13 protein-coding genes are annotated in these 12,635 nt (G+C 52.0%); 9 read left to right on the forward strand and 4 right to left on the reverse strand.

Annotated features, from left to right (window positions below):
- Positions 1 to 175: 175 nt before the first annotated feature.
- From cysP to CEK60_RS08320, 4 genes are read left to right on the forward strand one after another with little or no spacing between them, the layout of a single operon-like run.
- On the forward strand, positions 176 to 1,213 hold the full coding sequence (gene cysP / locus CEK60_RS08305) for a thiosulfate ABC transporter substrate-binding protein CysP (protein WP_089038620.1): 1,038 nt from the start codon (positions 176 to 178) through the stop codon (positions 1,211 to 1,213).
- Positions 1,214 to 1,222: 9 nt separating this feature from the next.
- Positions 1,223 to 2,077 carry a sulfate ABC transporter permease subunit CysT gene (gene cysT / locus CEK60_RS08310; RefSeq protein ID WP_089038621.1) on the forward strand — a complete coding sequence of 285 codons (855 nt, stop codon included), beginning with the start codon at positions 1,223 to 1,225 and terminating at the stop codon, positions 2,075 to 2,077.
- On the forward strand, positions 2,077 to 2,904 hold the full coding sequence (cysW, locus tag CEK60_RS08315; protein ID WP_089038622.1) for a sulfate ABC transporter permease subunit CysW: 828 nt from the start codon (positions 2,077 to 2,079) through the stop codon (positions 2,902 to 2,904). The genes cysT and cysW overlap by 1 nt, the downstream gene beginning before the upstream one ends.
- Complete coding sequence (locus CEK60_RS08320) at positions 2,901 to 3,995, forward strand: sulfate/molybdate ABC transporter ATP-binding protein (RefSeq protein ID WP_089038623.1); 1,095 nt, start codon at positions 2,901 to 2,903, stop codon at positions 3,993 to 3,995. Before cysW ends, CEK60_RS08320 begins: the two co-directional genes overlap by 4 nt.
- 119 nt (positions 3,996 to 4,114) lie before the next feature.
- On the opposite strand, the gene CEK60_RS08325 is transcribed toward CEK60_RS08320, so the two are convergent.
- On the reverse strand, positions 4,115 to 4,729 hold the full coding sequence (locus CEK60_RS08325) for an alpha-ketoglutarate-dependent dioxygenase AlkB family protein (RefSeq protein ID WP_089038624.1): 615 nt from the start codon (positions 4,727 to 4,729) through the stop codon (positions 4,115 to 4,117).
- Between the two features lie 138 nt (positions 4,730 to 4,867).
- Here CEK60_RS08325 and CEK60_RS08330 point away from each other — a divergent pair, with 138 nt between their 5' ends.
- Together CEK60_RS08330 and CEK60_RS08335 are read left to right on the forward strand one after the other, a co-directional pair.
- Entirely contained in the window at positions 4,868 to 5,761 is an 894-nt protein-coding gene (locus CEK60_RS08330) for a DMT family transporter (RefSeq protein ID WP_089040882.1), read from the forward strand.
- A 136-nt stretch (positions 5,762 to 5,897) separates the two neighbouring features.
- Positions 5,898 to 6,491, forward strand: coding sequence for a YajG family lipoprotein (locus tag CEK60_RS08335; RefSeq protein WP_089038625.1), 594 nt, complete (start codon positions 5,898 to 5,900; stop codon positions 6,489 to 6,491).
- A 55-nt stretch (positions 6,492 to 6,546) separates the two neighbouring features.
- On the opposite strand, the gene CEK60_RS08340 is transcribed toward CEK60_RS08335, so the two are convergent.
- From CEK60_RS08340 to CEK60_RS08350, 3 genes are all read right to left on the reverse strand, one after another.
- Positions 6,547 to 7,179 (reverse strand): thiopurine S-methyltransferase, encoded by a 633-nt coding sequence (locus CEK60_RS08340; protein WP_089038626.1) that lies wholly within the window; start codon positions 7,177 to 7,179, stop codon positions 6,547 to 6,549.
- 54 nt (positions 7,180 to 7,233) lie between these two features.
- Positions 7,234 to 7,869: a TIGR04211 family SH3 domain-containing protein gene (locus tag CEK60_RS08345; protein ID WP_089038627.1), complete on the reverse strand. Its 636-nt coding sequence runs from the start codon at positions 7,867 to 7,869 to the stop codon at positions 7,234 to 7,236.
- 84 nt (positions 7,870 to 7,953) lie between these two features.
- Positions 7,954 to 8,283 (reverse strand): DUF1820 family protein, encoded by a 330-nt coding sequence (locus CEK60_RS08350; protein WP_083002455.1) that lies wholly within the window; start codon positions 8,281 to 8,283, stop codon positions 7,954 to 7,956.
- Positions 8,284 to 8,496: 213 nt separating this feature from the next.
- Here CEK60_RS08350 and CEK60_RS08355 point away from each other — a divergent pair, with 213 nt between their 5' ends.
- From CEK60_RS08355 to CEK60_RS08365, 3 genes are read left to right on the forward strand one after another with little or no spacing between them, the layout of a single operon-like run.
- Positions 8,497 to 9,720 (forward strand): ATP-grasp domain-containing protein, encoded by a 1,224-nt coding sequence (locus CEK60_RS08355; RefSeq protein WP_089038628.1) that lies wholly within the window; start codon positions 8,497 to 8,499, stop codon positions 9,718 to 9,720.
- 30 nt (positions 9,721 to 9,750) lie between these two features.
- Positions 9,751 to 11,781, forward strand: a complete 2,031-nt coding sequence (locus CEK60_RS08360; protein WP_089038629.1) for a hypothetical protein — start codon at positions 9,751 to 9,753, stop codon at positions 11,779 to 11,781.
- A gap of 43 nt (positions 11,782 to 11,824) precedes the next feature.
- Complete coding sequence (locus CEK60_RS08365) at positions 11,825 to 12,601, forward strand: TlyA family RNA methyltransferase (RefSeq protein WP_089038630.1); 777 nt, start codon at positions 11,825 to 11,827, stop codon at positions 12,599 to 12,601.
- Positions 12,602 to 12,635: the final 34 nt, after the last annotated feature.

Genomic DNA, 12,635 nt, shown 5'->3' on the forward strand with positions numbered 1-12,635 from the left:
CCAGAGCCACCTAAGAAGCCCCATCTCCCTGCCGTTAAAGCTCAGCCGACAATGAATGCATATCTTTAAATACATATTTCCAAATAGAATATAAAACATAATTGTAATTCCACAATCACAGGTTTAACCTTATCCTCATTGCGATTAAATCGCCCCAAGATACAAGGAGCCTGTAATGACGCGATCTACTTTTTTCCGCACTGGCCTGCGCCGCAGCCTGATAGCCACCGCTGTTGGCGCGACTGTGGCTGTCACCGCTGTTTCAAACACAGCGATGGCTCAAGAGCGCGAGTTACTGAACTCTTCTTACGATATTGCCCGTGAACTGTTTTCGGCTATCAACCCGGAATTCCAAGCATGGTGGCAAGAAGAGCACGGTGAAGAGATTGCTATTAGTCAGTCTCACGGCGGCTCATCAGCACAAGCGCGCGCGATCATGCAAGGCTTGCGTGCGGATGTCGTTACCTTTAACCAGGTGACTGATGTTCAAGTACTTGCAGATGCAGGCCTAGTGGCCGAAGACTGGCAAGATGCATTTGACAATAACGCCTCCCCTTACTACTCCACTACGGCGTTTTTGGTGCGTAAAGACAACCCGAAAGGCATCGAAAGCTGGGATGATCTCGCGAAGGAAGGCGTACAAATCGTTTTTCCCAATCCTAAAACATCCGGCAACGGCCGCTATACCTATCTAGCGGCTTGGGGCTTTGCGGAAAATGAATTCGACGGTGATGAAGAAAAGATTCAAGACTTCATGCGCACCTTCCTGCGCAATGTTGCGGTGTTTGATACCGGCGGCCGAGGTGCCACCACGAGCTTTATCGAACGCGGCATTGGCGACGTATTGATCAGCTTTGAATCAGAAGTAAACAACATCCGTGGCGAATACGGCAGCGACGACTACGAGGTCATCGTGCCGCCGGTCAGCATTCTGGCAGAGTTCCCCGTTGCGGTGGTGGGTGAAAATGCTGAGCGCAATGGCAACAGCGACCTTGCCCAGAGTTACCTTGAGTATCTCTACCGTGAAGACACCCAGCGCTTGCTGGCAGGCTTTAACTATCGCGTTCACGATGAAACGGTTGTGGCCGAATTTGCCGATCAATTCCCCGATACCGAACTTCTTGAAGTTGAAGATGTGTTTGGTAGCTGGGAAGAAGCAATGGAAAACCACTTTGAAGGCGGCGCCCTACTTGATCAACTGCAACGTCGTTAACGGAACCCCATGAGCCAGCTAGCATTATGGCGGTCCGGCAGCGCACGCGTGCTGCCGGGCTTTGGCCTATCTATGGGGATCAGCGTGCTGTTTATTTCGCTGGTTCTCCTTCTCCCGATCACCGGGCTGTTTGGCCAGTTGGCAGGGCTTAGCCTTGCCGAATACTGGGCCATTATTACCGAAGGCCGTGTGGTAGCCAGTTACATGGTCACCATAGGAGCGGCGGCTGTCGCGGCGCTGGTTAATGCCGTATTTGGCTTACTACTTGCCTGGGTACTGGTTCGCTATGAATTTCCCGGCAAGCGCCTGCTAGATGCCTTAATGGACCTGCCCTTTGCGCTTCCCACAGCGGTAGCCGGTATCACCCTCGCTACGCTGTATGCGAGTAACGGCTGGATGGGCAGCTTATTAGAGCCGCTAGGGTTCCAGGTAGCTTACACCTGGGTAGGCATTGCACTGGCCATGGCGTTTACCAGCATTCCGTTTGTGGTGCGCACCGTACAGCCGGTGCTAGAGGATTTACCCGCAGAAGTTGATGAAGCAGCGATGTCTCTTGGCGCAACCGATGGCGTGGCGTTTCGGCGTGTGATTATGCCGCATCTGTGGCCAGCTCTCGTTACTGGCACCGGGCTAGCCTTTGTGCGCTCGTTAGGTGAATTCGGGGCGATTATTTTTATCGCGGGTAATATGCCCTACGAAACCGAAATCACTGCGCTGATGATTTTCGTCAAACTGCAGGAGTATGACTACGCGGGTGCCTCCGCAATTGCCTCCGTCGTGCTCTTTGTGTCACTGACCCTACTGCTGGCGATCAATATTTGGCAAGGCCGCTTTGTGCGCCGCTTGCATGGAGGAACAGGCTAATGCGCCGGATAGGTGATGCACCCGCTGTGCGGCGTTTACTGATTGGTGCCGCTCTGTTGCTGTCAGCGCTATTTTTGCTGCTACCTTTGGTGGCAATTTTTGCCCAGGCCTTCTCCCAGGGCGTGATGGTCTTTTGGGCCAACGTTAGCGATACGTTCACCCTGCACGCGATTGGCCTGACGCTCGTCATTGCGTTATTAACCATACCGATTTGCCTAGTATTCGGTGTCGCCTTGGCGTGGCTGGTTACCCGCTTCAGTTTCCCAGGCCGGCGTATTTTACAAACGCTGATCGATATTCCATTTGCCGTTTCCCCCGTTGTGGCTGGGCTTATCTATCTGTTGCTATATGGCCGTAATGGCTGGATTGGCAGTTGGCTAGACACCCATGATATTCAACTGATGTTCGCTTGGCCCGGCATTTTGATGGTAACTATTTTCGTGACCTGCCCGTTTGTGGCACGTGAACTTATTCCGCTCATGCAGGCCCAAGGTTCCCGGGAAGAAGAAGCCGCCGTGACCCTCGGCGCTGGCGGCTGGACCACCTTTCGGCGTGTCACGTTACCCAACATTCGCTGGGCACTGCTCTACGGGATCATCCTCACTAACGCGCGTGCCGTGGGTGAATTTGGTGCCGTTTCGGTGGTCGCCGGAGCTATTCGCGGAAAGACCAACACCTTACCGCTGCATCTAGAGCAGCTTTATCAGGATTACAACGCGGTGGGCGCGTTTTCTAGCGCCGCGCTGCTGGCCCTTATTGCCCTGTTAACCCTTGCGGCCAAGGCAGGCCTGGAATGGCGCGCAGCGCGCCAGGAGGCATTTTTATGAGTATTCGCCTACAGAACATCGCCAAGCACTTCGCCAACACCCAGGCGCTTGAGCCGATCAATCTGGACATCCATGAAGGCGAACTAGTCGGCCTGCTTGGCCCATCTGGCTCAGGAAAAACCACACTGCTGCGTATTATTGCCGGCTTGGAGAGCGCTGATCGCTCTCCTCAACCCGGTAAAATACTGTTCGGCGACCGCGATGTAACCAACGTTCACGTTCGCGATCGCCGCATTGGATTTGTTTTCCAGCACTACGCCCTGTTTCGCCATATGAGCGTGTACGACAATGTCGCTTTTGGGCTAACCGTGATGCCCAAAAAGCGCCGCCCATCCAACGGCGAGATTCGCGCCCGCGTCTTTAGGCTGTTGGAAATGGTTCAGCTGCAGCATTTAGCTAACCGTTTGCCTGCCCAGCTCTCTGGCGGCCAGCAGCAACGTGTTTCTCTCGCCCGCGCCTTGGCCGTTGAGCCTGACGTATTGCTTTTGGATGAGCCATTTGGCGCGCTGGATGCCAAGGTGCGCCAGGATCTACGACGCTGGTTACGCCGCCTGCATGAAGAGCTTAACTTTACCAGCGTGTTTGTTACCCACGATCAAGAAGAAGCGCTGGAACTTTCTGACCGTGTGGTGGTGATGAGCAACGGACGTATCGAGCAAATTGATACGCCTGAAACGCTCTATCGTTCGCCCAAAAATCGTTTTGTATTTGAATTCCTTGGCGACGTTAACCACTTGGAAGGCAAGGTACACCAAGGTGTGCTCACCTGCGGTGACGCCCATCTCAATGTTGACTTGCCTGACGGTAACGAAGAGCTATTGCTACGTCCTCATGAAGTGCGCCTTGCCCAGCAGCCTAGTGCAGAGAGTCATCTGCCGGTGACAGTGACGGCCATTTCACCGGTAGGTGCTGAAGTGCGTGTTGAGCTGGAAGCCGACTGGCTGGCTAAGCCATGGCTTGCAACGGTGCGTCATGCTGATTTTGAGCAGCTTGAGATGCGCCGTGGACAACGCCTCTTCGTCCATCCACGGCAATGGCACCGCTTCCCCGCAACAGAGTCAAAAGTGACGGAGCAAAGCCGCGCCGCTTAGGGCATGCCAACAACGGCACAAGCAGAGGGCAGCTTTAGTTCGCGACCGATTTAGAGCTGCCACCTCCTACCTTTCTTTCACTCGCGACAGATAAGCTATCAGCCTGTATCAACAGTTGGTTAGCGCATTTGCCTAAACGTGAGGCTCACCCGCGGCTCACAATCTTTCTTGGTTTTAGGCAGGCTATGTAGCCAGTTTTGCTGCGTGGCACCTTTCATCACCAACAGACTACCGTGCTCTAGATTAAGCGATAGACTCTCCCCTGTTTGTTTATGTTTAAACGAAAATCTCCTTTCGCCACCTAGGCTCAACGCACCAATCACACCATTCTCAACCAGGTCTTTTTCAGCATCACTGTGCCAACTCATACCTTCCGCGCCTGAACTATAGAAGTTACACAAGCACGAATTAAATACGTCACCGCAGTTACTCTCCACTACCTGCTTAATCTCTTGTAAAAAACCAGGCCACACTGACGCCATCTTGGTATATCCAGAGTAGGTATAAGAGACCGGCGCATCTGCATACCAGGCTATTTTCCTCTTGGTAACGATCTCTTTTCCGTAAATAAACGCTCGATCATGCTCCCAACTTAGTTCGTCCCGACATTTAGCTAGATACATATCGGCAATGGCCGTCTCTAGAAGTTTGCCGTGGTAATAGACCGCCCCATCTTCTGGAAGCAGGTTAATCAACTTCATATCGTCGTTTTCAAACAGATCTGTAAACGTCATAGCGATGCCTATTTTGTACCGACTACAAAGACAGCAAGAAACGGGTTTCTCCCATGTTCCAAAGGCGGCAATACTGAGCCACACGAGGATAACCCTAGGGCTTGTTGACTAATAGAAAACCTTAAAATGGGGAATAAAATGAAAGCAATCGACTATATACGACTCCTATCATTAGCCGCTATCTGGGGAGCGAGCTTTCTTTTCATGCGCATCGCCTCCCCAGCGATAGGGCCAATCAACACAGCATTTTTTAGAGTCTTTTTTGGCCTACTGGGTTTAGCTTTTATCATCTTAATCATACGCAAAAGCCTGGAATTCAGAGGTAAACTAGGCAAGGTTTTGATATTGGGCGCTATCAACTCAGGCATTCCTTTTCTTATGTACAGCATAGCAGCAACATTATTACCTGCTGGATACTCCGCTATTTTAAATGCCACAACGCCTTTAACGGGTGCAATGATTGGCTTATTTATCTTTGGCGAGCGTTTATCGTTAAGAAAATGGATAGGTGTCACATTAGGTATTATCGGTATTACGGTCATTACTACGGTGGGTGATTCAAATATCGTCGGCAATATATACATTGGCGTGGCGACTTGTATCATAGCCACTGTTGGTTACGGCTTTGCGGGGTTTCTCACCCGAAAGTGGATAACCCAACAGGGCGGCCTGGATTCAACGCTGGTAGCGTTTGGCAGTCAAATAGGCGCGACCGCTTTTCTCAGCCCCTTTTTGATCTGGAATATTTCATATGGCCCTAGCATTGATTGGCTTCAAGGTGATGTGTGGATCAGTCTGTTAGCCGTCGGATTTTTATGCACCTCTCTCGCTTATATCCTCTATTTTAGATTGATCGCCGACATCGGGCCTTTACGGTCGCTCACTGTCACCTTCTTAGTACCACCCTTCGCTGTGCTATGGGGCTTTTTAGTGCTTGATGAAACGATTTCCAGCGGATTCCTATCAGGGTCTGCCGTCATTTTATTGTCCGTCTGGTTAATCCTTGGTCCCGATTCCCAAAAAACAGCCTAACGCATTTGATCGATATCGCTGACGGCGCTTCTCACGACACGGCGTTGAAAGCGACGGCACAACCCACGCCACCAGAACATACCGCCAGCACACTACCCGCGTTATACTGACGTTTTAGCCATAGCGGAGGAAGACCATGCGTCGGCGCCATTTTTTACACCTCTCTGGTGCGCTGCTTACCAGCGTTTTGCTAGCGGCCTGCGCTAGCCCTCAGTACCTACAGCTAAGCCCAGAGCGCAGCGCCAGCGTGCCGCAGACAGGCTCTGGCCAACAAGTCACCGTGATAACTGCTGATGCCAGGGAAAGTGAAGTGATTGGAACACGCTCAGGTGGCAGTATGTCGACCGCGCAGATTACCGTGAGCAGTCATGAGCTCATTCCGCAGCTGCAAGCCGAAGCAGAACGCGCTGTGCGCGATATGGGGTTCACTCCTACTCGCGATGCTGCCCAAGGCCGCCCGAGCATTACTCTTGAACTCGCTGGCCTTAACTATGCCAAAGGTGAAAGCGGCCAACCGCTGATCGACGAAGCGCGTATTGAGGGAGTTTTCCGAGCGATTGCCCAGAACAAAGGCACGACGTATACCGGCACTTACACCTCGCGACGCACCCAAGGCTATGCCATCAAGCCCAGCGAAGATGCCAATGCACGCATGCTAAACGATTTGTTAAGTGATGGTTTAAATCGTGCGTTTAGTGACCCAGAGTTGGGCCGCTTACTCGCTCGCTAAACCGTTTTATCCTGATAGCTTATTCTGAGAACATCTGCCCGCTTTGCGGGCAGATTTATACGTGCGGGCCACGACGCTCCAGCACCCAAATACTTTCGCTGCGGCCCCGTTCATCAGCCTCTCTATTCTCAACCAATTCAACGCGGAAGTTGGGCATAAACAAATGCTCAATTTCGCCGTTGGGCACACTGTAAGGTGGGCCTGCATTGTCTTCATCGTGGGTTAACCCCACTAATAACCCTTTAGCACCAGGCGGCACTAACTGGGCAAGGTGGAAGGCATAGCGCTCTCGAGTAGCCGGAGGCAGTGCAATTAATGAAGCGCGGTCATAAAATGCGCCCACTTCCGCTGCCTGCTTGATGTGCAAGTGGAAAAAGTCACCGCACCACACTTCAACGCTACCCTGGCGTGAGACATTAAAACCTGCCTGGGTATAGCGCGATACACTCGCATTGCGCTGGGCCAGAAACTGCTCGATTGCTTCAGGAGCCAACTCAATGCCCAGCACGGGGTGCCCTGCATCTGCTAGCCAACGCATATCCAGGCTTTTTCCGCATAACGGCACAAGTACTTTGGCCCCAGGCGTCACATTAAGCGTAGGCCAGTACTGGACAAGCGCCGGGTGCGTATCAGACAAATGAAAGCCAATACGTCCCTCTTGCCAACGTTGGCGCCAGGGGTTTTCCATTGCGGCCACCTCGTACTCGAAATTTATCCGAAACGCTTATTTTTTAACGTCGCTTTAAAACCAGCGGTCTCTCTTTTTACGACGACGCGGCAAATGGGGAACAATCAGACCCACTAATAACCCAGCACCGGCAACCCCACCACCGTACATGAAATAGCGCATCAGCAGATCTTCTTCCTGCGTTTCTAGGCGCGCCTGCAAGGCACGCACCTGCTGGCGAGACTGCTCTGCTTCACTATCAAGCTCGTGGTTACGCGCTTCTAACTCGACGATCCGCTTTTCACGGATATCAAGTGTTTCCGTCATAGAAGAAATGCGCTGCTCCCAAGTATCGTTAATGCCATCCAATTCTTGGGTAAGCTCATCGACTTGGGCTTGTAGTACGGGTAACTGTTGACGGGCACTCGGGTCTTGCTGTAGTTCGCTACTGAGCACCCACACCGTATCGCCGCTACTACTACGTACGCGAGTATAATCACCGCTTGTTTCAAGCGCCTCGACCTGCTCACCTGCATTTAACGTTCCCACAATACGATAACCATCGGTGGGGCCACTACGCACATACGTGCTTAACTCATCGCTTACCCAAGCTTGGTTATCAGACTGAGCAAATGCAGGAGCTCCTCCAATACTCAACAACACGCCAACGGCAGTGGCGTAACAACTACTACGAAGTTTATTTACTTGCATGACGTCATGTCCTGATTGTAAAAACGCGCGAGGCAGACGAAGCCGTCGCGCGTATCGCTCAAAGCGGTGCGCTTGTCTAGGCGCTTACCCTTCTCCACGAGGCGGCAATGGAAAGGGACGAGGAAACTCTGCGACGCGGGCATCGCTTTTAACTGCTTTCAAAGGGCCTTCACGTTCTACTTCGTCAATACGCACAATGGCGTTAAGCGGCAGATAACTGCGCTTAACACCGTCAAAGGTACGCTGTAGCTTTTCCGCCCCTGGATCAACAACAACCCGCGACGCATCGTCAAAGACAAACTCCTCGACTTCAATAAAGCCCCAGAGTTCGCTTTGAAAGATTTCTCTGACGTATAAATCCCATATTTCACCCTGCTGGTGAACCACCACACGGTAGATCGGCTTGGCCGCCATCTTGGCCTATTCCTCTTGCCACTTGAACATAATGTTAAGGAGCCTAGCCTAACATACTCAGGGGTTTGCTCTTTAGTATGCCACCCTCAAAAGCGCTTATTTTTGGCTACTTTCACCTTCAGTGGCTGCTAATTAGCCGACGGAAGGCCCTATCGTGTATGGTGAAGTAAGTGGTATGGCAACTTTATTCACTCACCCACAGGAGTCACCGTCATGCAAAAGGATACCAATAAGGGCTATATCGCCCTACTAGGTTGGAGCCTCAATGCGATCGAAGCGGCTGAGAATTTTGACCGCCGCTACATCGTGGTTGCACCCGACTGGGCCGAGGAGTACTGCCAGAAACATGATATTCCCTACGTTCCATGGAATTTTGAGCGTCTCAATGATCGCTCCATCGAAATTGCTGAAACGCTGAAAGAAAAAGGCGTCGACGTCGCTATTCCGCTTTATGAGGAAACCGTTGAGTGGGCTGGCGCTATTAATTCTGTGCTACTCGACAATCCACGTATTTACGGGCAATCGCTGTTGCTGCGCGACAAAGCATTGATGAAGCGTCGCGCCCAGCTTGGCGGCATCCGTGTGGGTATTTTCGAAGAAGCCCACGATAAAGATGACGTAGTACGCTTCCTTAAACGCGTTAATCAGACGCTACTCAAGCTGGATGGCGACCCCAACGACCCTATTCACCTGAAGGCGTTCGATAAGGCTGGCTGTCTTGGCCACCGCGTTATTCGCACACCGGATGAAGTCGATACTATCCCCGACGAAGAGTTCCCTGTGCTGATGGAGTCTCACTTAGACGGCTGGGAATTCGCCGTTGAAGCGTGGATTCACGATGGCAAGATCGCTTTCCTGAATATTTCAGAGTACGTCACACTTGGCTACTCAGTATTTGTGCCCGCGTCTCCAGAGCTTGAAAAATACCGCGAGCAGATTACGGCACAAATCGAAAAGCTGATCAAAGCGTTTGATATTGAATTCGGCCTCATTCATCCCGAGTACTTTGTCACCAGCGACGGGGAAATGTACTTTGGTGAAGTCGCTTACCGCCCACCTGGCTTTAAAGTCTTCGAACTTCTTGAGCGGGTTTATGGATTTAACGCCTATCAGGCATCAATGCTGGTATTCGATCCTAAAAGTACAAAAGAAGAGGTCGCTGCTTTCTTTCCCAAAGAAGTGGTGGACGCAGATGGGTTCGCGGGCTGCTTTGGCGTTTATCCCCGCCGCCGGGTTGTTAGCCGCCTGGAGATTCCTGAAGAAACAGAGGATCACCCCTATTTTGAATCCCACGAGCTGACATCACCGGTTGAAGAAACCGTCACTAAACGTACGGCGTTTGGTACCCACTGGGGCTTGGTCTACTTTAAAGGCGAAGACGCACATACACTGCGTGATCTGCTTAAACGCCAAGAAGACCTCGACTTCTATGTATAATCCCTGCCTCGGCTGGGATAAGGAGTCAATGTGACGATCAATCAAGAGGCATCTTCAACTGAAGATGGCAAGCTCAATGGATTGCTGAGCAAATTTGATGATGCGGTGCGCCTGCTTTCGCAGGCGCCTGCTTTTTCTAAACCGGCGAAACTGCCCCGCGTAATGGATACTGCGCGCCGAATCTTGATGCAGGAGGGTGGCTGCGCTGCCCTCGAAGCACGCGCGGCGGATTTTGAATCCGCCGGCGTGTTTGCAGGTTCAGACTGGGAAACCCCACAGTTCCTAGTACCTACTCTCACTACGTTCTCTCTGAAAAGCCCTGACGCCAATGTGGTCGTTATTGAGGCGCTGAGTGAGCTGCGACTTTTAGCAGTCGCCAAAGGTGATTACTTACATGCTCTGGTATCCCAAGAGCATGCACACCACTATTTAACCCAAGTAATGGCCATCAATCTGTGGCTGTTATTTAACGCACCTAGCGAAGCCGAACGGGAAACCCAGGGTCGATTAGCGACGATTCCCCGGCAACTGTTTCAACACCTAGCCGACCGAATTGGCTACGAACACGTTATTGATCAGCTAATTGATGAAATATGGCGCATTTTAAAACAGCGCCCTATACAGGTTGATGCCATAAAACAGATGATCACCCAAATTGCGCTGTGCCAAGTTAATCCAGCAATTGATTTGGGAGCAAGTGGTCAAGGGGCTGACAGGCTGGTTAGTTCACTTTTCGGGCCGACCCAAGCTTGTCGTGAAGACCCCGGCGTTGAGCTATACCGTGAACGCCTGGAGCGTATGGATAACGCGGCTTTGCAAGCGGAATCCACAGGCTTCGCCCGTGCGATGCATGACACAGGGCTGGTGTCGCCCTATCACACGATACTGATGCGCTATTTACTCGAAGAGGGCGACCACCTTCTATCAGAGGCACTGGGTCTCTCGTCGACGGGGCGTGACTGCCTACTCTGCTATCGCGAGCTAGTGCATGCACTGATTCGCGGTGGTGTTTATCCCGCCACAGCCCAAGCGGTGTATGGCTTGGCACTGTTACTGGAGCGGGGCATTCTCTATCAACCCCCGGTTGCCCCAGCGATGTGGCGGCAGCTAAATCTAAAGCTTTCAGAGTGGTCAGAAGCACGCTTGAATCTTGCTTATGGTGAAGATGCATCACCCCGCGCACGTTTAATTGAAGGTGTGCTTTGCATGCTAGGACTGCCGCTGGGTGTAGGACAGGGCAACAACCCTACCTGCCAGTCAGCGAGAGCGCTTTCTATGTGGGCTTATAACGACCCTGACTATCTACTGCAAATGGTGGCTTGGGCTGCGCGTGATGATGAAATCATTATGCATTTCGAGGGTCAGCCAATCTCTTCAATGGAGAGCGCCTCAGGCGTTGCCTCCGAGCTTCCGATGGACCTCGACCCAGCCTCGTTGATCGTTGTCCCCCATCTTGACCGTATTTACGCTGAGATGGGCAGGCGCTGCATTGGCCGCGAAGGCGATCCCCACCGCTGGGTTAACCCAGAATTTCACGGATGGTGGTCAGGTCGGGGCTTTAGCATCAACGTTGATGTTGCCTCCGGCCAACTTAGCGGCGTAGATAGTTTTATTCGTCACTTCTACGCCAGCTATCACCCTTACTACAATGGCAACCAACCGCTAATTCATCCTCAGCCTGCTGGCATTGCCGTCACTGACAGTGCTGCCCGGTTTATTGGTTGGCATGCAATTACCATTTTGCGCGCCTCACTAGATCCCAACGATGTGATGAGGATCTATTTTTACAACCCCAATAACGACAGCGGCCAAGATTGGGGAGACGGCGTTAAAGTTAGCACCTCAGGTAACGGAGAACGCTTTGGCGAAGCCTCACTCCCCTTCGAACAGTTCACGTCTCGATTATATATTTACCACTTTGATCCGTTGGAGCGTGGCGAGTTAGCCACAGTAACGGAAGAAGAACTTGAATCTGTAAAAGGCTATCTGCATCGCAGCTGGGGAGCTAGCCGCTTACCCCCTACCGAACTGCAGGCAGACAAAGGGCCACATACTCCGTAGCGAGACTCGCTAGCAGCGTTTAATAACCGCCATATTGACGACAATGACTCAACTAACACGATTAGACCAATTATTGGTCAGCCAAGGGCTGGCCAGTTCACGTACACGCGCGCAGCGATTAATTCGCAACGGTCGCGTGTTTCTTCAAGATGGCACGCCACTCGTAAAACCATCCGAAAAATGGCCGCTGGATACTCCACTTCATATTGATGAAGACCCTGAGGAACGTTACGTTTCCCGGGCAGGATTAAAATTAGAGGGCGTTCTTAACGCTCTAGACATGCGCCTGGAAGGGTGCATCGTGTTAGACGTTGGCCAATCAACGGGAGGTTTTACCGATTGCTCACTTCAATTTGGCGCCCGACATGTTATCGGTGTTGAAGTCGGGCATACCCAGCTAGCCGAGTGCTTACGTGATGACCCGAGAGTCACGTGTCTTGAAGGCTTAAATGCTCGTCACATGGCATCATCGACAGCCCTTCAACACGCCGTGGCTAAACACCCTATCGATATAGCCGTGATGGACGTTTCGTTCATCTCGCAAACCCTGATTTTGCCTGAGATCGCCGCCCTTCTTCCCACTGGGGGGCAACTACTCTCATTAGTAAAGCCACAGTTTGAGTTAGCACCAGGCGCACTGGATAAGCGTGGCATCGTGCGTAACGCTAGCCGCTATGCAGAGGTAGAACAAAAGATACGCGATGCTTGCACAGAGTGCGGCCTAGTCATTAGCCACTGGCAGGAAAGTCCGATTACCGGTGGTGACGGTAATCGGGAGTTTTTACTGTTCGCCACCAAACATGAAGAACCAAGCGTTTAAAAACCAGTACTTAAACACAAGCCCCTCGATGCTA

The sequence above is a fragment of the Halomonas sp. N3-2A genome (assembly GCF_002216165.1).
Classification (GTDB): Bacteria; Pseudomonadota; Gammaproteobacteria; order Pseudomonadales; family Halomonadaceae; genus Vreelandella.